This window comes from Proteiniphilum sp. (assembly GCF_040307845.1).
Classification (GTDB): Bacteria; Bacteroidota; Bacteroidia; order Bacteroidales; family Dysgonomonadaceae; genus Proteiniphilum.
Genome location: NZ_JAWRIS010000018.1, coordinates 18,755 through 41,504, shown reverse-complemented (window position 1 = coordinate 41,504; position 22,750 = coordinate 18,755). Strand labels below are relative to the sequence as shown.

General features: G+C 45.1%; 10 protein-coding genes. 9 read left to right on the top strand and 1 reads right to left on the bottom strand.

The window, feature by feature from the left end:
• Window positions 1-17 precede the first annotated feature (17 nt).
• The 4 genes from ABV001_RS03965 (at window position 18) to ABV001_RS03950 (ending at window position 7,785) form a co-directional block, all read left to right on the top strand.
• Window positions 18-3,017: a SusC/RagA family TonB-linked outer membrane protein gene (locus tag ABV001_RS03965; protein WP_352421629.1), complete on the top strand. Its 3,000-nt coding sequence runs from the start codon at window positions 18-20 to the stop codon at window positions 3,015-3,017.
• A 26-nt stretch (window positions 3,018-3,043) separates the two neighbouring features.
• Window positions 3,044-4,735, top strand: a complete 1,692-nt coding sequence (locus tag ABV001_RS03960; RefSeq protein WP_352421628.1) for a RagB/SusD family nutrient uptake outer membrane protein — start codon at window positions 3,044-3,046, stop codon at window positions 4,733-4,735.
• Between the two features lie 45 nt (window positions 4,736-4,780).
• Window positions 4,781-5,668 (top strand): discoidin domain-containing protein, encoded by an 888-nt coding sequence (locus tag ABV001_RS03955; protein WP_352421627.1) that lies wholly within the window; start codon window positions 4,781-4,783, stop codon window positions 5,666-5,668.
• A 140-nt stretch (window positions 5,669-5,808) separates the two neighbouring features.
• A complete protein-coding gene (locus ABV001_RS03950; RefSeq protein WP_502929840.1) occupies window positions 5,809-7,785 on the top strand; it encodes a family 43 glycosylhydrolase in 1,977 nt (658 codons plus the stop codon).
• A 5-nt stretch (window positions 7,786-7,790) separates the two neighbouring features.
• Here the strand turns inward: ABV001_RS03950 and ABV001_RS03945 are convergent, their stop codons facing one another.
• Window positions 7,791-11,822, bottom strand: a complete 4,032-nt coding sequence (locus tag ABV001_RS03945) for a hybrid sensor histidine kinase/response regulator transcription factor (RefSeq protein ID WP_502929845.1) — start codon at window positions 11,820-11,822, stop codon at window positions 7,791-7,793.
• A gap of 315 nt (window positions 11,823-12,137) precedes the next feature.
• Between ABV001_RS03945 and ABV001_RS03940 the strand changes: the two genes are divergently transcribed.
• The 5 genes from ABV001_RS03940 to ABV001_RS03920 all read left to right on the top strand — a co-directional run bounded on the left by ABV001_RS03940 (window position 12,138) and on the right by ABV001_RS03920 (window position 22,532).
• Window positions 12,138-13,655, top strand: coding sequence for a hypothetical protein (locus ABV001_RS03940; RefSeq protein WP_352421624.1), 1,518 nt, complete (start codon window positions 12,138-12,140; stop codon window positions 13,653-13,655).
• Window positions 13,656-13,673: 18 nt separating this feature from the next.
• The gene (locus ABV001_RS03935) at window positions 13,674-16,706 is read left to right on the top strand and encodes a SusC/RagA family TonB-linked outer membrane protein (RefSeq protein WP_352421623.1); all 3,033 of its coding nucleotides are present in this window, start codon (window positions 13,674-13,676) and stop codon (window positions 16,704-16,706) included.
• A gap of 10 nt (window positions 16,707-16,716) precedes the next feature.
• Window positions 16,717-18,345, top strand: a complete 1,629-nt coding sequence (locus ABV001_RS03930; RefSeq protein ID WP_352421622.1) for a RagB/SusD family nutrient uptake outer membrane protein — start codon at window positions 16,717-16,719, stop codon at window positions 18,343-18,345.
• Window positions 18,346-18,426: 81 nt separating this feature from the next.
• Window positions 18,427-20,016: a glycoside hydrolase gene (locus ABV001_RS03925; protein WP_502929844.1), complete on the top strand. Its 1,590-nt coding sequence runs from the start codon at window positions 18,427-18,429 to the stop codon at window positions 20,014-20,016.
• A gap of 20 nt (window positions 20,017-20,036) precedes the next feature.
• Entirely contained in the window at window positions 20,037-22,532 is a 2,496-nt protein-coding gene (locus ABV001_RS03920; protein ID WP_352421620.1) for a glycoside hydrolase family 2 TIM barrel-domain containing protein, read from the top strand.
• Window positions 22,533-22,750: the final 218 nt, after the last annotated feature.

Genomic DNA, 22,750 nt, shown 5'->3' with positions numbered 1-22,750 from the left:
TAAATAATTTTAATCGTATGAAAAATAAGATATTAATGCTTTTGGTTTCAATAGCAGTTTCATTTGCGACAGCAGGCCAAAATACCTCAACCCTCAAAGGCAGGGTTGTGGATAGTAAGGGAAATCCTGTTTCCGGTGTGGCAATCTATAATGCAATGAATAATCAGCCTCTTGCATCGACTGCTTACAATGGGAATTTCGAGATAAAGACCATGGAAGGCGATCAATTGCTGATCGAAGCTTCGGAAGGATACAGAAAAGAAGTTACAGTAACCGATCTCTCGCAGGAATTGACCATCACGATGGATCTCAGCACAAGCCTGGTGGATATAGGATTCGGCATTGAACGGGAACTCGCACTTTCTACTGCCGCCGTTTCCCGCACGGATATTGAAGATATCGATAAACGGTCGGCCTTGAATCTGGGCAATTCATTATTCGGCAATGTATTGGGATTAACCTCATTGCAGAATTCAGATGTGGTCTGGGGTACACCTGCATGGTTCAGTATTCGCGGGCTGCAGACCCTGTCGGACAATAACATTCTGGTGCTGGTTGACGGGTTTGAAAGGCCCATCAACACGCTGACACTCGAAGAAGTCGAATCGGTCTCCGTACTGCGGGATGCTGCAGCTGTCGCTTTGTATGGATACAGAGGTGTAAATGGCATTCTTTCCGTAAAAACAAAAAGAGGCAAGATCGATCGCAGGGAAGTGAAGGTGAGTTACGATCACGCTTTTACATCCCAGACCCGTCTGCCTGAATTTGCGAATGCCTACAAGTATGCCGGCGCATTAAACGAAGCACTGGCCAACGACGGACTCCCTGCCCGGTATAATCAAAATGAATTGAATGCCTTCAGGGAGGGCACATACCCCTATCTCTATGCTGATGTGAACTGGTTGGATGAAGTCTTCCGTGACCATGGTGCCTCCAACATGTATAACATCAGTTTCAGAGGCGGTGGGACGCGCATGCGCTATTTCACCTCAGCCAATTTGCAGACCAATTCCGGATTCATCAATGAAAACAATTCCGTGGATGATTATTCCACCCAGATGAAATTTTCGAAATTGAATCTCAGGACCAATTTGGATATGGATCTGACCAATACGACAAAAATGCAGGTGAACCTGCAAGGGATGTTAAGTGAATTCAACCGGCCGGGATTAGGTTCCGATAACCTGATGAATAAATTATACACGGTACCATCCGCTGCTTATCCGATACAGACTTATGACGGGTTCTGGGGAGGAAATTCTATATGGGGCACCAACATGAATCCTGTGGCGTTGGTACAATCGAGAGGCTTTTCAAAAGGACATAACAGGGCTTTATATGCAGATGCAAAACTTACCCAGGATCTGTCAGCTTTGGTGGAGGGATTAAGCGCCTCTGTCAGGGTAGGATATGACAATTTCGCCGCCTATTGGGAGGGTTCTATTAAGGATTACCAGTGGGCGAGTGATGCCGTTGACCTCTCTTCCGGGATACCCATGGATACGTCCCGTGTTCAGGGAGGAAATATTGGTAAATTGAATTACAGTAGTTCCCTTGATTACCAGACCCGGCATTTCAATTTTGTGGGGAACGTGGATTATAAAAAATCATTGGGTGAACATGACCTTTTCGCCTCCTTCATATATTCAACGGAGAAAAAGACACAAAAGGACCGCTATAACACTAATTTCCGACAAAACTTCGCCGGATATGTCAATTATATCTACAAAAATAAATATATAGCGGATATGGCATTGGTCTATTCCGGATCCAACAGGCTGGCCCCCAAACACAAATATGCTTTTTCTCCTACCCTTTCCGCGGCGTGGGTAGCTTCACGAGAAGAATTTATACAAAATATAGCGTTTATTGATTTCTTGAAATTCAGGACATCGGTCGGATTGATCAATGCGGACTTCATCCCTGCCAACGATTACTGGTCCCAAAATTTCGGCGGAGGGAATGGTTATCCGTTAGGAAACAATGCTGCCTGGTACAATGGGACACAGGAGTATTATCTCCCTACGGAGAATATAAAAAACGAAAGGGCGCTAAAATATAATTTTGGGATAGACGCATCCCTCTTTAAAGATGTCCACTTTACCGGGGATATATTTTTCGAGAGACGGGATAATATATTCGTATCGGGATATTCCACGGTATCTGCCATATTGGGTAATTATCCCTCCTTTGCCAATGAGGGTGTGGTGAACAGCCATGGCTTTGAGTTGGGCGCTTCCATCCATAAGAAAGTGAACGATTTTTCTTATAACCTGGGCGGAAAATTCACGATGGCGAAAAGTAAGATCAAAGAACAGCTGGAAGAGGAAAAACCGTATGAATACCTGAGAAGTACGGGTAAGCCGGTATGGCAATTGTTCGGTCTGGAAGCCGTGGGTTTCTTTATTGATGAGAATGATATTCTCAATAGTCCCGCACAGGAATTCTCTACCGTGCGTCCCGGGGACATCAAATACAAAGACCAGAATGGAGATGGCGTGATCAATGACTATGATGTTGTACCCATCGGCTATAACAGCTCCATCCCCGAAATTTATTTTTCTTTCGACTTAGGGGCTGAATGGAAAGGAATAGGGATCAGTGCCAGTTTCCAGGGCGTGGGCAATTACAGCAAGATGTTGATGACCCCCAGCGTGTATAAGCCCCTGATAGACAACACTACCATTTCTAATCATTATTATGAAAACAGATGGACACCCGAAACAGCAGGTACGGCCAAATATCCGAGGTTGACAACATTGGCCAACGATAACAATTACCGGAACAATACGGTTTGGCTGGCGGATGCTTCCTATCTGAAATTACGCCACTGCGAGATTTATTATAAATTTCCTGCACAACAGCTGTCGGGATTGAAAATAAACAATGCCCGTCTTTATGTGAGGGGAGTAGATCTATTGACTTTCGATAAAATAGATGTGGCGGATCCCGAGTCTACTGGAATCGCTTTCCCAATGACAAGATCAGTCCATGTTGGGCTTGCCTTAGGTTTTTAATGATAACAGATTAATAAGATAACAACATGAAATCGAAATTTATATATATAATTGCAATTGCCTTGTTTTTATTCTTTTCCTGCGAGGACAACATGAACTACACGGAAACGACAACCAACAGCAAGGAAGAAGTGTTTTCCAGTTTTTCCAGGACAGCCAATTTTGTGACGGATATCTATGGAAGGTTGGATTATGATTTCGGAAATTATGGAGGTGCCATGCTGGCATCCGCATCCGATGAAGCGGACTATGCCTGGTCGAATTCATCCATCCACGACTTTTACAACGGATCATGGAGTCCCATTAACCCCAAGTCGGATATCTGGCGTCAGAGCTATGCCGGGATACGTGCGGCGAATTTCTATCTGGAAGCGTCCGCGGGACAAACATTCGACGGCAACAAGTACGACCAGAATTATGAAGAGCAGTTTGTACGCTTCCAGCGCTATCAATATGAAGTCCGTTTTTTGCGTGCCTATTTTTATTTCAATCTGGTGAGGCAGTATGGGGATGTTCCTCTGGTAACCGCTGTTCTGACTTCAGCAGAAGCGAACAACGTTGAACGTGCTCCGGCGGAGCAGGTATTTGATTTTATCATTGATGAGTGTGATGCCATTGTGAATCATCTGCCTGTCAGGTATACTAATCTGGCTGACGCGGCCAACAATGAAACAGGTCGTGTAGGGCGTATTGCCGTAGTGGCTTTAAAAGCAAGAGCTTCACTTTACAAGGCTAGTCCATTGTTTAACACGAATAGTGACAAGAATGTATGGAGAGATGCCGCATTAGCCAGTAAGGCGGTAATCGACAGCTGTTTGGTACACGGTATTTCACTCGGTGCTTATACGGATTTATGGGGAACGGAGAACTACGTTGCCAGGGAAGCCATTTTCATGAGACGGATCGGAGATCTGAATTATCTGGAAGCCTATAACTACCCGATAGGTGTGGAAGGTGGTGCTTCCGGAAATTGCCCTACCCAAACGATGGTAGACGCTTATGAGATGAAAGGGACGGGATTGCTATGGAATGAGCCCGGAAGTGGATATAGCAACAGTGACCCCTACACCGGCCGGGATCCCCGTTTTGCAATGACCATTGTGAAAAATGGAGACGAGAAATGGCCCATTTACAATGAAAATCCCATTGAGACATTTACGGGAGGCAGAAATGCATCTCCACTCGCAGGTGCCACCACAACAGGATATTATCTACGTAAATACTTAGATCCGTCAGTCGATCTCCGTGTCGGGAACACTAATTCGAAAAGGCACTCCTGGATTGTTTTCCGGTTAGGTGAATTCTATTTGAATTATGCCGAAGCGTTATTGAATTATCTCGGTTCCCCGGATGCCACGGATGATACTTTTACACTCTCTGCCGTGGATGCGGTAAATGTGGTAAGAAACAGGTCCGGCGTTGAGATGCCTCCTTTTGCCACAGGAATGACCAATGAAGCTTTCCTGAAAAAATATAAAAACGAACGGATGGTGGAACTGGCCTTCGAGGGACATCGTTTTTGGGATGTAAGGCGTTGGAAAGAAGGTGAAGTGCTAAGATCTATTACACGTATGCAGATCACAAGAAATCCTAACGGAACCTATAACTACAACCGTGTAACCAAACAGAGGAGCTGGGATGATAAAATGTATTTCTTCCCAATTCCTGACAGCGAACGCCGGATTAATCCCAATCTGTATCAAAATGAAGGTTGGTAATATATACTGAATATATAAAACAAACATTTCAAAATTCAAATCAATATGAAGATAAAATCAACTATAAGTTATTGCCTGGGTGCAATACTATGCCTGTCATCCATAACAGGTTGTGGCGGAGATTATCACTCTTTTGTCGAATCCGACAGGAAGATAGCAGGAAAGCCCTCACCGATATCCAATATAACATCGGAAGAACTTCCGGGACAGATTCAACTAAACTGGGACATTCCGACCGATTCAAACTTCTATTTTTTGAGGATAACCTATTTTGATCATTTGACCCAAACGGAAAAGGCTAAAGTAGCCTCAGTATATACTGATGAACTTATTATTGAGGATACAAGAGCCAAATTCGGAGATTATCAATTCACGTTCCAGACTTTCAACAATAATAACGAAGGAAGTGAAATGATATCAATAACGGCTAAATCCGGTATTGCCCCGGCGACCGAAACGATCACCTCTTCCAAACTGAAATTAGACAACAGTCAATTCAGTACGGATAACCAGGAACCCAGTGAAGGACCTATCAGTAATCTTAATGATGGGAATCCAAACACGTTTTTTCATACACGATGGTCTTCCCCACAGGTACCGCTTCCACAGTACATCCAAATAGACTTATATGAGCCCCTTACCAATTTCTCATTCTCATACCAGAACAGAAACGGATCACAGGTTGGCCCTGAACACCTGAAGGTATTGATCAGTAACGACGGTGCTGACTGGATCGAGATAGCCGAATTCACATCGGGTCTGCCGTCTGCTTCTCAGGCAATCTATAATTCCCCTGTTATCAGGAGCAATACGTCGTTTGCCTATGTCCGTTTCTTGGTGACAAAAACTTATGGAGACGTGAATTATTTTAATTTAGCGGAGTTGATGTTGTATGATGTCGAAATTGATATTTATGACCCGGAATCAGACTAATTCAATCTATAATACCAGTAGGGAAACCAATATGAGTCCCTTCCAAATTGGTTAAATGTTTAAATGGATCGTATGAAACAAGCATGAGAACTAATATGTGAGTTCCATACGACCATAGTGCAAAAAATAAATATTGTCATATGAAAAATTGTCTTGCCCATTTATTTGTGCTGTCCTGCATTCTGTTTTACAGTTGCGGACCGCAGAATAAATCTATGCAACAGAAAAATGAAATCGTAGGGAAACCGATACTGCCCGGAGAAAAATGGTTCGATACCGATGGGGAAATTATCAATGCCCACGGCGGGGGAATCCTTTATCACGAAGGCAGGTATTATTGGTTCGGTGAGCATAAGGGCGAACAGTCTAATGCCGCATTGGTAGGTGTGACCTGTTACTCTTCGCCCGATCTCTACAGCTGGGAAAACGAAGGGATAGCCCTGCCGGTGAGCGAAGATCCGGAGAGCCCGATCGTAAAAGGGAGTACTATTGAACGACCTAAAGTGATCTATAACGCCAAAACCGGGAAATTTGTGATGTATTTCCACCTTGAACTCAAAGATAAAGGTTATGATGCCGCCCACGCCGCAGTGGCGATCAGCGACCGGGTAACAGGTCCTTACAAGCTGGTGAAGAACGGCCGGGTAAATGCCGGTAAATGGCCGGAAAATATGACGGAGGCACAACGCAATTCTCCGGAGAAATCGACCGATTTTGAAAAATGGTGGACACCCGAATGGATGGCCGCCATACAAGAGGGGTTGTTCGCACGGCGTGATTTTGAAGGCGGACAGATGTCGCGTGACATGACCCTGTTTGTGGATGACGATGACAAGGCCTATCATATCTATTCATCGGAGGACAACCTCACGTTGCAAATAGCGGAATTGACAGACGATTATCTGGATTATACCGGAAGATATATTCGCTTAGAACCGGGAGGGCATAACGAAGCCCCGGCCATCTTTAAGAAAGACGGAAGCTATTTCATGATCACTTCGGGTTGTACCGGGTGGGATCCCAATGCCGCCCGTCTGCTGACGGCCGACTATATCATGGGGGAATGGACATTGCACCCGAACCCCTGCCAGGGAGAGGACGCGGAGCTTACATTCCATTCACAAAGCACGTTTATTCTTCCCGTGCAGGGAAAAAAGGATGCTTTTATATTCATGGCTGACCGATGGAGGCCTCAAAACCCTATTGATGGCCGTTATATATGGCTTCCCATCCTTTTCGAGAACGGGTTGCCAGTACTTAAATGGTTTGAGGAGTGGGATATGGGCATCTTCGATGAGATCAGTGCAGATGCTTCCGCCCCCAAAGAGTTAGAAGGGTACAACCTTGTATGGAATGACGAGTTCGACAACAATGGCACTCCCGATAAAGAGGTGTGGTCCTTTGAAGAGGGTTTCGCACGCAATCATGAACTGCAATGGTATCAGGACGGAAACGCGGTATGCCGGGACGGTCTATTGGTTATATCAGCACGCAGGGAGAAAAGGGAAAATCCGTTGTATGCAAGAGGCAGTGATGACTGGCGCCGGAACAGGGAGTATATCGAATATACTTCCTCGTCCATAAAAACAGAAGGGAGAAAAGAGTTTCAGTACGGACGTTTCGAAATACGTGCGAAGATTCCCACCGCAAGTGGAGCCTGGCCGGCTATCTGGACGCTGGGAACGGAAATGGAATGGCCATCCAACGGGGAGATCGACATCATGGAGTATTACCGTATAGACGGAATACCACATATTCTTGCCAACGTGGCATGGGGTACTGAAGAGAAATGGCATGCCGAGTGGAATACCTCGGCAATTCCATTTACCCATTTTACCGGCAGAGACCCACATTGGGCGGACAAATTCCATATCTGGAGAATGGATTGGGACGAAGAGGCCATCCGGCTCTACCTTGATGATGAATTACTGAACGAAACACTCCTATCGGAAACCGTCAACGGATCATTGGGAGAGTTTCGGAATCCGTTCAAGCAGCCTCATTACCTGTTATTGAACCTGGCTATTGGAGGACAACATGGCGGTACCCCCGACGATCCGGCATTCCCTCTCAATTACGAGATAGACTACGTACGGGTATATCAGAAGGATAAGTAGGTTTTTTATTCCTTTTTGATCTTTTTGAGGTATTCCGAAGGAGACAGACCAAATTCTTCTTTGAAGCATTGCCTGAAATAGACAGGGCTGCTCATGCCTACCCTAAAGGCGACTTCCGAGATATTGTACTTTCCTGTTAACAGAAGCTGCTCCGCATTATTCATCTTTACTTTGCGCACAAACTCATTGGTGGAGATACCCGTCAATGCTTTCACTTTTCGATAAAGGGTGGAATTACTCATGAAAAGTTTGCCGGACAAATAGCTTATATCAACCTTCTCCGATTGTATATTTTCCTCGATCAGGTGTGTCAGGCTCTCCAGAAATTCATTGTCAAGCTTATTCAGCGATTCTTTGAACTGAGCGCTTTTTTCATCTTTTCCGGAATCGAGTACGAACTGTTCGGCTAATCTTTTTCGGGTCTCCAACAGGTTGTTGATGCGGCTGTGAAGAAGGGACGCGCTGAATGGTTTTGTCAAATAGGAATCGGCTCCAGACCTGTAACCCTCTTCCTTATCTTGCAATGAATCTTTTGCAGTAAGCAGGATAACCGGGATATGGCTGGTTCTCACATCCGCCTTTATCTTTTCACAGAAAGTGATTCCATCCATACCGGGCATCATGATGTCACTTATAATGATATCGGGAATATGAGTGAAGGCTGCATGGCATCCCTCTTCACCTTCGGCCGCAGTAATCACATGGAATGAATCCGATAATGAATCGGCTATATATTCACGGATATCCGGATTATCTTCAACCACCAGCAAAATAGGATTCCCACTCGAATTTGTCTCATGTTCAGACGCATGTATACTTTCTTCTAATTCGGTTATCTCCTCTTCAGAATCATCATGTAGTGCATTGGGATATATATTATGCGTTAGCAAAGAGAAATAGAAGCTGCTACCATCATTTATTTGGCTTTCAACCCTGATCTCTCCCTCATGCAGTTCTGCCAGATTCTTCACCAGCGCGAGTCCAATACCTGTACCCGGAACTTGCCGGTTGCTTTTTGTCTGATAGTACCTGTCGAAAATACGTATCTGATCTTCTTTGGATATACCATAACCGGTGTCTTCCACTTTCATCTCGGTATAGGAAAGATTATCCCGCATAGTGGTGTATAAAGATATTTTTATTGATCCCTTGTCGGTATATTTCATTGCATTGGAGATAAGGTTATCCAATATAATATTCACAATCTCCTTATCGAAATAGAGCAACATCCTTTCATCTTCAATATTTATCTCAAACTGGATATTCTGCTTCACATTCAACTCTTTGTATTTAAATCCAATCTCTTTTACCAGAACAGCGAGATTGGATTTGCTTACACAAAGTTTTCTGTTTTGGGTTTCAGCCTTCCTGAATTCAAGTATCTGGTTGATAAGATTTAACAGATGTAGTGCACTCTGACGGACAACGGATATCTTCTGCTGTTGTCTGGATTCTAACTGGGTGTCTTTTTGTAAATCTTCAAGGGGACCCAATATAAGAGTCAACGGCGTACGTAATTCATGGGCAATATTCGTATAAAATCTCAATCGTTCGTTATTCAATTCCTGCTCCTGCTCGCGGTTATTTTTTTCCAATTCATAAGAACTCTGTATATCCAACCTTTTTTTATAAGCTTGCAGAAAGAAAAATATGATGAGTAAAACTGCCACTACATAAAGGGTTTTAGCCCACCAGGTAAGCCAGAGAGGAGGTTGTATATGAATAGAGAGCGGGCAGATGTTCCCCTCCAGCCAATCCTGGTTTATAATTCGCGTGTTGACAAGGAATTTATAGTGTCCCGGGGGGACGTTGCGGAACATCACATTATTATCATTCACCGTATGCCATACTTCATCCAGTCCCTCCAGCATATAAGCATAATCTACATGATTCGTCAATGAATAGTCCTGGATATTGAAGGAAATACTGAATGTATTCTGTTTGTGATTCAATACGATATCCTTATTCTTTTTTTGCGCTATCCCCGATTCGTAGATTTTCATATCAGTAATAACTACCGGAGGAACGTCGCGCTTTTCCAATACAAAAGCAGGATTAAAATAGCAAACACCTTTATTGTATCCAAAATAGATGGTACCATTCTCATCTTTCGTCACAGCACCCGATGAGAAACTACCCATCGGCAACTTATCGAGGAGGTTATAATTATAGAATTGTTTTTTCTCTCTTACATAGCAAGAAATCCCATCGTTACTGCTGAACCAGATATTTCCTGCGCCGTCCTCTGTGATAGCGCGGATATTGGTGTTATGCAAACCACTGTCACGCTGGAAAACCTCATAGTTGAACGAGCCATCTGCCGCAAAACGTGCCAGTCCTTCACCCGTGGCAACCCATAGTGCTCCATATGAATCCCTAAAAATCTGATTGATTGTATTGGAACAGAAACCGTTATATTCATTAAAATCGGCAAGGAACTCCATCTCCTTGGTATAAACGGCAAGTCCCAACCCAAAGGTGCCAATCCACATCCGTCCGAGATGATCCTGGCCGATCGCCCTCACCTGGTCTTCGGGTAAACGGTTATTTTTTGCATCATAATGATGTAGCATTCTCTTTGTTTCCCTATCCAAAACCCAAACACCTTCATGCGTTCCAACCCATATACGGGTGTCTTCATCTTCAAAAAAACAGCGGACATCCCAATTGCGGCTACCGTTCACTATAACAGGTTGAATTTGTTTGCTCCGGCGATTGCAGAAGTCTATTCCCGTAAGAAAGGATCCCAACCAGATATCTCCTCCGCTATCTTTCATCATTGTCTGGATAGTGTTATGAGAAAGAGCTCCATTTTCTTTATTGTAAATCCGGATGCGTTCTCCATTTTCAAATACATTAACGCCACTTCCATCGGTGCCGATCCACAACTTCTCTTCCTCATCTAAACATAAGCTCAATGCAATACGATTATTGAGACTATTCACATCGTCCGGGAGCGGGGAATAACCATAAGATTCGAACAATGGCTGCGTATGGCCGATAAAGTTGATACCTCCCCCATAAGTAGCTAACCATATATTTTGGAATGAATCCTGGAATATCGACCTGACTGTCGCCACAGAAAGGCTATATTTATTATGCCCTGCCGTATAGTGTTGTATGGAAGGCTGTCCCGAAGACATGAAAAAGTGCTGTTTGATATCAATCATGGCAACACCATTGAGTTCGGTGGCTACCCATAGCTTATTGTCGTTCATCTGCCGGATATCAAATATCCTGGAGGTCAATATTCCCTGGGAGGAATTATCCAAGGATATGAATTTGCCCGTATCATTGTTAAATAGTGCCAATCCCTTATCGGTGCCGACCCAGATGTTATTGTGGGTATCCTTGTATATACATCTCACTTCGTTTCCGGGAATAGTCTCCTTATCGGATGGATCATGCTGGAAATTAACAACTTTTCCGTCACTTAACGACAAAACGCTCATTCCATGCTGTACATGTCCAATGTAAAGACTACCATTATGGTCGTCCAATATTGTCCATACCATATCAGAAAGCAGATCAGGCAAAGTTTCCGTATTGTAGTGGGAAAAGTCTTTCGTATGCTTATTAAAATATTCTATCCCACGGTAATAGGTGCTGACCCAAAGATTACCATCGGCAGCAGGTGTGATCGAGGTGATATCGTTTGTGATAAGACTCGAAGGTGACCCATCATTATGCATGAAGACCTCTAAAGTATTATACGCATAATTATACGCATTTAATCCGGCCCGTTGAGTCGCTATCCAAATAACAGGTTCAACCGGATCGGCATAAATATAATTGAGCTCATTACCACTGATATTTCCGGTATGTTTGTAATAGTTCTTAAACCGGGTCCCATCGAATTTATTCAAGCCCTCTTCTGTGGCAAACCAGAGAAAACCATCTTTGTCCTGTGTGATACTTACTACATAATTATTAGATAATCCCTGCTCCCGCCCCAGAGAGGTGATCACAGACGGATGTGCTTGTAGTCCTTCCATCGCGGCCATGAGGAGCAGAAGCAAAAATGTATGCCCCTTTATAGCTTCCATATTATAAAATAACTTCATAATTCAAATATAACACTAATTTCTATTCCGGGGATGTTAAAGTCAGGCGTTGCACGATTTAACGTCCTTCTTTGCACGATTTTTATCTTACCTCCAACTATAATTTGTCATAATTTTGCCTGATGATCATATCATCGAAAGAAGTTGTGGGTAGCGTTTAATTGATCTAATGCTATGGGTTCCATTATTAGGGTACAATTTCTGGAAAGATGATGGTGAGGCAAGCAATAAATTTTTGTATATATAATTTATATTGATTGTATGATAATCTAAAAAAAGCATGAAAGAATGAAAGCAAAAAAAGATTTTTTTTATTCAAAAAGGGGGTTGAAATACTTTTTCAGTACCTTCCTGCTATGGACTTTTTCTTTAGCCTTATGGTTTACAGGGTGTAGTGATGATGATGGATATCCGGAGGTTGATGGTCAGAACCCTGTGTTGACATTAACAACAAACCATATCCAATCGGCCGTTGGGCGGACAGTCTCCATTGAAGGGAAAGTCAGCGATACGGACGGAATTTCAACGATCAGGCTCGAATGTGGAGATCTTCATCTCGACAAGACTATTAACCTGATTGAGATTTATGACAAACCGCTTGAGACCTATGATTTGAATTACAAATTCAACATTCAGAGAGATGAAACCGGGGATCAATTTACGATTAAAATTACGGTTACCGACGTGGGAGGACGTAGTGTTTCAGAAAATTTGCTGGTAACAATGGACGGAGATTTTGAGAAACCTGTGTTCAGCCTTTCTCCGGACAAGAGCGTTACGGTACTGATGAAAACGGAAACTAAATTTAATCTGCGTTTTTCTATTTCCGACGACCGCGCTTTGGATTATGTGACGATCGAGATTCCCGGAATTGACGGTTTTACGCCGCTCCGGTTTGAAGTCAATGGAGAAAAAACGTTTGATTACGCTGAAAAAATCATTTTACCGAACTTGGAACAGGAGTATAATGTGACCATTACGGCAGTGGACAAAACGGGTAAAGAAACGACGGTCAATAGTGTCATTACTGTCTCGGAATTACCTAATTTCGAAAAAATGTACCTGGCAGACGTAGCCACCACGGAAGAACTCAATAGTGATGTGTTTGGTGTTCCCATGCTGATCGAACATACAGACGCTTACCAATACAAGGCCAATTACTATAACAGGACAGCCGGTACGAAAATATTTTTTCTGCCGCAGAAAGGCGATTTCTCACCAATATGTTTCGGTCTCGATCCGGAAGATAACAGTAAATTGACGGACGATCCTGATGCAGCAAAGCCGATTGTACTGGAACAGGCCAATGTTTATTATGAAATTACTTTCGATACCAAAGAGAGCACTTATGCTGTCAGCACCTATCCAGTTACGTCGGCGGCGAATCGTCTGCCACAGGCTATCGGATCGAATTATGAACTTGATCCTGCCCAACCCGGAAATATCATTCCATTCCAGATTGGGATACTGGGCAATCTGCCGGGATGTAACGGAAGTCCCAGTGGTATATTGGTATTCACACAAGATGCAACGAACCCAAACCTGTTCTACTCTGATGAAATTACGCTTGAAGCAGGTTCGGAGTTGAATTTTATCATACATAATAAGCATGATTGGGGATGGTGGGATTATTGCTTATGGCGTGTAGACAATTCCGATGATCCTGAAATATTCATTTATGGAGGTGCCGATGCCAACCCCAAACCGCAGGATATCTGGGGTAAGCCTACCGTCATTACCTCCGGGACGTACAAGTTCTGGTTTGACGCACACCTTGAAAGAGGAAAATTAGTCCGAGTAAATTAATCTATAATATTGAATCGTATGAAAAAACAGATATTAGTATTGTGTTTGGCATTGATAAGCCTATGCGCCCATGCGCAAGTCACGATAAAGGGTATAGTCACTTCAGCCACAGACAATGAACCGCTGATCGGTGCAACAATACAGGTAAAAGGTACCGGTCATGGGACTGTAACTGATCTTGATGGAAATTATACATTGGCCAACATTACTGAAGATAATATCCTTGTCTTCTCTTCGATTGGTTATCAAACTCAGGAGATCCGCGTAGCCAATCAAACCACCATCAATGTGGTAATGGCAGAAGCAGAAGAGATGCTGGACGAACTGGTGGTGATTGGATACGGAGCCGTGCGGAAAAGTGACCTGACCAGCTCCATTTCCACCATAAAAGGAGATGAAATCACCAAAGTGACAACCGGTAATGCCATGGACGCCCTTCAGGGTAAGGTGAATGGCGTGCAAGTTACCAGTGGTGGAGGACCAGGTACAACGCCCAAAGTATTGATCCGCGGTGTCACTACCGTAAATGGCAGCGACCCGTTGTACGTGGTAGACGGAATGCCGGTGGGCACCAATATCAACTTTCTGAACACCAACGACATTGAGTCGATGGAAGTATTGAAAGACGCTTCGGCTGCCGCTATCTACGGTACACGTGGTTCTAACGGTGTCATCCTGATCACGACTAAAAAAGGCTCTGCCGGAAAGACATTGTTCAATGTCTCCTCTTCGGTTGGATTCCAGACGATATCCAATCCCAATATGGCGAAAGCTTCGGAATATGAACAGGTTTTCAAGACTCGTTACACAAACGAAGGACGCACGCCTGTATGGAACAGTAAAGACAACATCACCGATGCCGAAGGAACCAACTGGTGGGACGAGGTTGTCAATAAAACGGCATTGGTGCAAAACTATGCGTTAGGTATTTCGGGAGGGAGCGACAAGCTGGTCTATAACCTGAGCCTGGGTTATTTTCATAACAAATCACAGTACGATGTGGGATATTGGGACAAGATCAATATCCGGTTGAATACGGAATATACATTCAATCAATATGTAAAGATGGGCTTTGATATTGCGCCACGCATCGAATCGTGGGATGACACCCCTAATTTATTTTCGGCTGCCATGGCAATGGATCCTACGACGCCTATTTTTAAACCGGAGGAGGAATGGGTAGACAATCACTATAACAATTATCAGCGATCTTACAATAACCAGGAATGGAATCCCGTGGCATCACTTGCACGACAGAATGCTCACTCCCGGGAATATGGGGTCATTGTCAATCCCTATTTGCAAATCACTCCGATAGAAGGATTGACGTTGCGTACCCAGTTTGGAGCCAATGCCCATATCCGTCGTTCGGACAGCTTTACCCCGAAATTCGAGATTGACCAGTTGGAAAAATCCACTTACAGCAACGTTTCCCGCCAGATGAATGAATGGCTCGATTGGAACTGGACGAATACAGTGAATTATATGCGTACTTTTAACGACAAACATAATCTGAACCTGATGGCCGGCTTTACCGCGGAACGCTTTGCCGAATTCTGGGTGAAAGGGGCACGCGACGACACACCCAACAATTCTGAAAATTTGCAAGAAGTGCATGCAGGCAGATTGAAACAGCAAGCTGACGGCAACACCATCTTCAGTACTTTACTTTCTTATATCGGGCGTGTGATGTACAATTACGATGGTCGTTACTACCTGACCGCTTCGCTTCGTGCAGATGGCTCATCCAAATTCCCTGAAGGGAACAAATACGCCGTATTCCCATCCGTTTCCACTGCCTGGCGTTTGACCAGCGAAGAATTCATGCAGGACCAGGATATTTTCAACAACCTGAAAATCCGTGCCGGTTGGGGACGTGTGGGTAATCAGAATATAGACAACTCCGCTTACCTGACCCTTCTCTCAAGTTCCGACGCGGTATTCGGCAGGGATCCCGGCCGTGTGACCGGTGCCACCATCTCCTCTGTCGGTAACCGCAACCTGAAATGGGAAACGGTAGAAGACTATAACTTAGGATTGGACATGTCCTTTTTAAATTCCCGCCTGAATGTGACGTTTGACATTTATCAGAAAAAGTCACACGACATGCTTTATAAAAAACAGAATATTTTTGCCGTAGGCTATCCCGACTGGAATAGTCAGGTGACCATGAATATCGGTAGCATGAAAGCTACCGGCTGGGAATTAAGCTTCGATTGGAACGACAGGATCAACAAGGATCTTAGTTATAATGTCGGCCTGAACCTTTCCTCTGTGAAAAATAAAGCAATCAAACTTTCAGGAGACGGGCCTGTCAGTCTCGGCGGATTCAATTCCGACCTGATCCTCAGGAATGAGGACGGCGCGGAAATCGGCCGCTTCTATGGCTATGTGGCAGACGGGCTGTTCCAGAACGTAAGCGAAGTATATGCGCACACCGATGAACATGGAACTATCCTGCAACCCAATGCAAAACCGGGGGATATCCGTTTCAAGGATTTAAACCACGATGGAGTGCTGGACGAAAAAGATAAGACCTATATCGGCAATGCCTATCCCGACTTGATGGCTGGCTTGAACATAGGTCTGAACTATAAGCGTTTCGATTTCAACGCCAATTTTTACGGCACGTTCGGTAATGATATTTTCAACACCACCAAGAGGCTCTATTCCGGAGTCAACGGCAGCAACGTCTATGCCGGCACGCTCAACAAGGTGTGGCAGGGAGAAGGAACCAGTTACGACATACCTCGCCTGACAGCTAACGACAATAACTTGAACTACACACGTGTCTCCAGCTTCTATGTGGAGGATGGATCTTATTTCCGTTGCAAGCTGCTTCAGGTAGGTTATACGTTGCCAAAGAATATCATCTCCGGTACAGATATTCGCATCTCATTCTCAGCGCAAAATCCTTTCACCATCACCGGCTATTCAGGCATGGACCCCGAACGTCCACAGATGGGCGCGAGTGTGATTGAAACCGGAATCGACTGGATAGCTTATCCGAATCCACGTACATTTTTATTCGGTATTGATTTAAAATTCTAATTTAGTTGCTATGAAACAAATATTTATTATATTGGCACTCCTTGCCGCTATATCCTTTTCAGCATGTTCCGACTTCCTGACGGAAGATGTAAGGGGACAAGAGAACCTCGACACTTATTTTCAAAGTGAAGATGATGCGGAATCGTTTCTGACAGGCTGTTACAACGCAATCACCTATCATGGTTGGTGGCAGGTTGAGAACTTTTGGATATTGACCGATATGTGTAGTGATGACCTCTGGATGGGTAACACCACGCAAGACCAAAGCGGATATATCTCCCTGGCACATTATCAGGGTGTAGGACAAAGTAATGGTACCATATCCAATTTCTGGCAGTACCGTTATAAAGGTATCCTGCGCAGCAATATCGCTATTGAACGTATCCCGGAAGCGCCGATACGGGACGAAGTAAAAAAAGGACGCTTCGTCGCTGAAGCTAAATTCCTGCGTGCCTATTTCTATTTTGAATTGGTGAAGAACTTTGGTGATGTACCCATCATAGAAGGATTTCTACTGCCGGAAGAAGTGAGCGGGATTACACGCTCGAGTACGGAAGATGTATATGCTTTGATCGAGCAGGATCTTGCGGATGCAGCCGAGGTGCTTCCGCAACGCAGTCAATATAGTGCGGCTGATATGGGGCGCGCAACCCGTGGCGCCGCTCTCGGAATGTTGGGGAAAGCGTATCTTTATCAGGGTAAATTTGAAAAGGCCAGGGATGTCCTCAAAACGGTCATCGATGAAGGTGAGTATAAGTTGATGACTGATTTTGGTGATGTATGGAGCATCGATGCCCAAAATAATGACGAGTCGCTTTTTGAGGTGCAGAATATGTATGATGAAACATATGAACTGGGTGGAAGTTTGTCTATCGTGACAGGTAACCGTTCCGGTGGCGACCAGGACGGATGGGCATGGGGATTGCCTTCTGCCAATCTTGAAAATGCTTTTATAGAAGCCGGAGATACTGAACGTTTGAGATGGACAATTATCAAACATGGCGCTACGGAAATAGCTGGTGAAGATCATTTCGACGAACTTATAGCGGCACAAGGCAATCAGAATGGAGATGGTACTTATTGTATTGATCCCGCCAAACATAAACCGGCGCGTATCAATCGCAAATTCTGGATACCTTTCACTAAACGACCGGCAAATTATAATCAGCCAAAAGTACCTTTGAATCATCGTGTCCTGCGCTATGCAGATGTCCTTTTGATGTATGCCGAGGCTTGCAATGAGAGCGGAGACGATGCAGCTGCACGCACAGCCCTGAATCAGGTACGCAACCGTGTGAACCTTGGAGATGTCACCGTCAGTGGGAATGAACTCCGCAACGCCATCCGTGCGGAGCGTCGCCTTGAGCTGGCCTGTGAAAATCATCGTCTTTATGATATTCGTCGCTGGACAGACGACAATGGCAAGAAAGTAATTGCCAATATCATGGGAGTGAACGGGGCATTTGTAAAATGGAACACGAATGAAGCAACCGCTGATCCTTATGAATGGGAGAATCAGTACGAACCGAGCAACAAAGGAATCACATTCAATGAAGACCGGGATTTGCTCTTCCCTATTCCGTTATATGAAATCACCATGTCCAATGGTTCGATTACCCAGAATCCGGGCTGGAATTAAACAATAATAGGTTAGTTATATTTCTGCCGCGGGTAGTTGGAAAAATTATTCGCGGCAGTTTTTATTAAAATGACAGTTATGGTGAGGTTTACATATTACTTCTGCTTACTTTTAACGTTTGTAATTTCTGCTTGCAGCGATAACACGAAGCCGGATCCCGATCCGGGACAATCCGGTACGAATATAAAAAAATCGATTACGGTGGATATCGGAAAAACATTTCAAACGATAGAGGGCTTCGCCGCTTCCGATTGCTGGACGGCCAACTATATAGGGCGGGATTGGGAAGCAAACCAAAAGGAATCGATAGCGCAATTGTTGTTTTCACAGGATGTTAAGAACGGAAATCCGGAAGGAATAGGCTTGTCTATGTGGCGTTTTAACTTAGGAGCAGGCACAGCGGAGCAGGGCGATAAGAGCGGTATCGACGACAAATCCCGTCGGGCAGAGTCTTTTCTCAATGCTGACGGTACATATGATTGGAGCCGTCAACGGGGACAACAGTATTTCCTCGAAAAAGCACGCGAGTATGGGTGCGAGTCGTTTGTGATGTTCAGCAACTCGCCGCCGGTTCATTACACCTATAATGGAAAAGGATTCTCGGCACGAGGATCACGCAGCAATCTAAAGGAAGAACACTACTGTGATTTCGCGGTCTATATGGCTAATGTGGCCGAATATTTCAAAAATAATAAAAACATCACTTTCTCCTATATCAGTCCGGTAAACGAGCCCCAATACAATTGGGACGGGGGCCAGGAAGGCAGCGGATGGCAAAATGCGGAAATAAAACGGCTGGTAACGGAACTGGATAAGGCGCTTGGCGATAAAAATCTGAATAGCAGGATTCTTATCACAGAATCAGGAGATTGGGAGTATCTTTATAAAACAAAAGACGATGCCACGCGCAGCAACCAAATAGATGACTTCTTCTCCCCGGCGTCGGACAACTATATAGGCGATCTCGCGCATGTGGATCCTCTTATAGGAGGGCACAGTTACTGGACAGACGGGAACTGGGAGACGATGAAGAGTGTCAGGACTCAACTGGGAGCAGCGGCATCCGCCAAAGGGTTGAAACTGTTTCAAACCGAATGGAGTATGCTGAGAGATCACTTCAACGACGCAGATTACCCCGGGCACGGTTCGGCTACTCCGCTTGACATAGCCCTCCACATGTCGAAAGTTATCTATCACGATCTGACTAGTGCCAATGTCAGTTCATGGTCGTTCTGGACCGCTATGGACATGGCACGCTGGGATCATAAGAACCGCTTCCTGTTGATCGATCTGGTTCCGGGTGACGGCATTTACGGCGATATCTCCAATAGCGGCAGCCATGAGTCCTCCAAAAATTTGTGGGTATTGGGAAACTATAGCCTGTTTATCAGGCCGGGCTATCAACGTGTCGATCTGAACATCGCGAATCCATCGAACTCATTCTTCGGATCTGCCTGGGTTTCACCCGACAAAAAACAGCTGGTAGTGGTATATACGAACATGACCACAAAGTCTATCGCCACTGACCTGAATGTTGCGGGGCTGGGAAAATATGCATCGGTGAAACAATATACCACATCTCAGACAAAGAACCTGAAAGAGGAGATTCCTTCAGGAGAAGAGACTGTGATCGACCCCAGATCCGTTACCACATTTGTCTATCAATTTTAATCCACAAAAATAATAATCTCATGCGAAAAAAAACTCTCTTATTCATTATTTTACTGGTTATAAGCATTACCCCGTCTCTTCGGGCACAGGTCTCTTTCGGATCGCCTGAAAAGATCAACGACCACTGGAAATTTATCCTGGGTGATGTGCAGGACGGACAATCGGTTGGATTGGACGATACAAGATGGCAACAGGTGTCATTACCCCACGACTGGAGCGTAAAAGGCCAGTTAAGTCCCACACTTGCCAGTGCTACGGGATATCTGCCGGGAGGTATCGGATGGTACCGTAAAACAATCGATATACCAGTCGACAAACAGGGACAGAAAGTATACCTCTATTTCGAGGGAGTGTATAACCGCAGCGAACTCTTCCTGAACGGGCAGTCGCTGGGCAAGCGTCCTAACGGCTATATCTCCTTTATGGTTGATGCCACGCCCTACATCCAATACGGCCAGGAGAACATGATTGCCGTGCGGGTGGACCATAGCCAATATGCCGACTCGAGATGGTACACCGGTTCTGGTATTTACCGCGATGTGTGGGTGATATATGCCAACCCTGTACATATAGCCCAATGGGGTGTATATGCTTATCCCGAAGAAACAAAGAATGGTTATCACCTGAATGTGGAAGTCGAAATTAATAATGAAGAAGGGAGCAATGCCTCTTTGACAGTGGTAAATGAATTATACTCCGCAGAAGGAAAGCTTGTGGCAAAAGACGCGAAGAAACTCACTGCAAAGCCCGGCAATGGAAATAAACTGACCACCTCATTAAAAGTAAACAAACCGGCACTTTGGTCACTGTCCGATCCGAATCTATATGAGTTGAAGACTACTGTGCTGAAGGGTGGAGTTGAAATCGATCAAACGACAACCCGCACCGGATTCCGCACCTATACCTTCGATCCCAATCAAGGATTTGCCTTGAATGGTGAATGGATGAAGGTGAAAGGGGTATGTATCCACCACGACGCGGGCGTGCTGGGCGCGGCCGTTCCCCGTGAGGTATGGAAAAGACGTTTACAGACCCTGAAAGAGATAGGGGTGAATGCGATCCGCACAAGCCATAACCCACAGGCGACTGATCTGTACGAACTATGTGATGAAATGGGGGTGTTGGTGCTCAACGAGATGTACGACGAATGGGTATTTCCCAAGCGCAAATGGATAGAGGGCTGGAATGTGGGTACTCCCGGTTTCCAGGGTTCTTATGACATATTCAAGGAATGGGGAGAGGTAGACCTTGCCGACCTGGTGCGGCGCGACCGGAACCATCTCTCTGTCTTTGCATGGAGCATCGGCAACGAGGTGGACTATCCCAACGATCCCTATTCGCACCCGGTGCTCGGTGGAGAGAAAGCCGGTTTCACACAAGCTTCTTATGGCGGATACAACCCCGATGCGCCCGATGCGATGGAATTGGGGGATATTGCAAAACGCCTGGTAAGCGTGGTGAAAAAGTATGACCGTTCGCGCCCGGTCACTGCCGGATTGGCCGGTGTGGCCATGTCGAATGAAACCGAATATCCGTCAGCGTTGGACATTGCAGGCTATAATTATACCGAAGATAAATATGACAGCGACCATGAGAGGTATCCCAACCGGGTAATCTATGGAAGTGAAAACCGGCACGATATGGCTGCATGGAAAGCCACACGCGACAGGAAGCATATTTTCGGACAGTTCCTCTGGACAGGGATAGATTATCTCGGCGAGTCGGGCAGATGGCCTTCAAGGGGATTCTATTCGGGCTTGCTCGACTTTGGAGGATTCATCAAGCCGAGGGGATACTTCCGACAGTCGTTATGGTCTGACAAGCCGATGGCCTACCTGGGTACCTACCCCACGCCGGGCAGAGGAAGCCGGAGCCAGAGCCGGGATGTATTGTCACAGTCGGAAACCGATAATGTTTCGAACTATGTGGAAAGGGTACCTTCGATGGATGCATGGCCGGTATGGAACTACCATGAAGGCCAATCCATCCGGGTGGTGTGCTATACCAACGCCGCCAAGGCAAAGCTGTTGTTGAACGGTGTGGAAGTCGGAGAGACAAAAGAGTACGACGACAATACCGGTATTATATTCTGGGATATCCCCTATCAATCCGGGAAACTGGAAGTAGTGGGGTTGGATAAGAACGACAAAACCGTTTCCGGTTATACCATCCAATCATCGAAGCGACCCCACGCATTACAAATTGTCCGGGCTGAAAAACAGATAGATAAAGAACAGGGATTGGCCCAGATCGTGGTGCAGGTGGTAGATGAAGAGGGTGTTCCGGTAATACTTTCGGACGACGAGGTTACCTGCCGGATAACCGGCCCCGCCAAACTTCTCGGATTGGAAGCCAGCAATAATTCCGATATGACCGATTATACCGATAACAGTCATCGCATGTTCCATGGCCATATCCTGGCGTATGTGCAGGCGACCGGGGAACAAGGGGAAATAAAGATAAACTTCACTTCTCCCTGGCTGGAACCGGCGGAGATAACAGTGAACGCCGAATAACTCAACGGGATAAAAAAGTCACAAGATATGAAGCGGGTGAAGAAATTGTTTTGTATCTTGTGACTTTATTCTTCGTATTGAAACTGGATCGGATGAACCTTGTTTTTACTATCGCATCTCCCGAAAACCAGGGGATATCACTACATTGGGCAAGGGGATACGGATTAACTTCTAATTCTCACAAGTAACTCCCGGCGGATTTATAGGCACTATGCAGA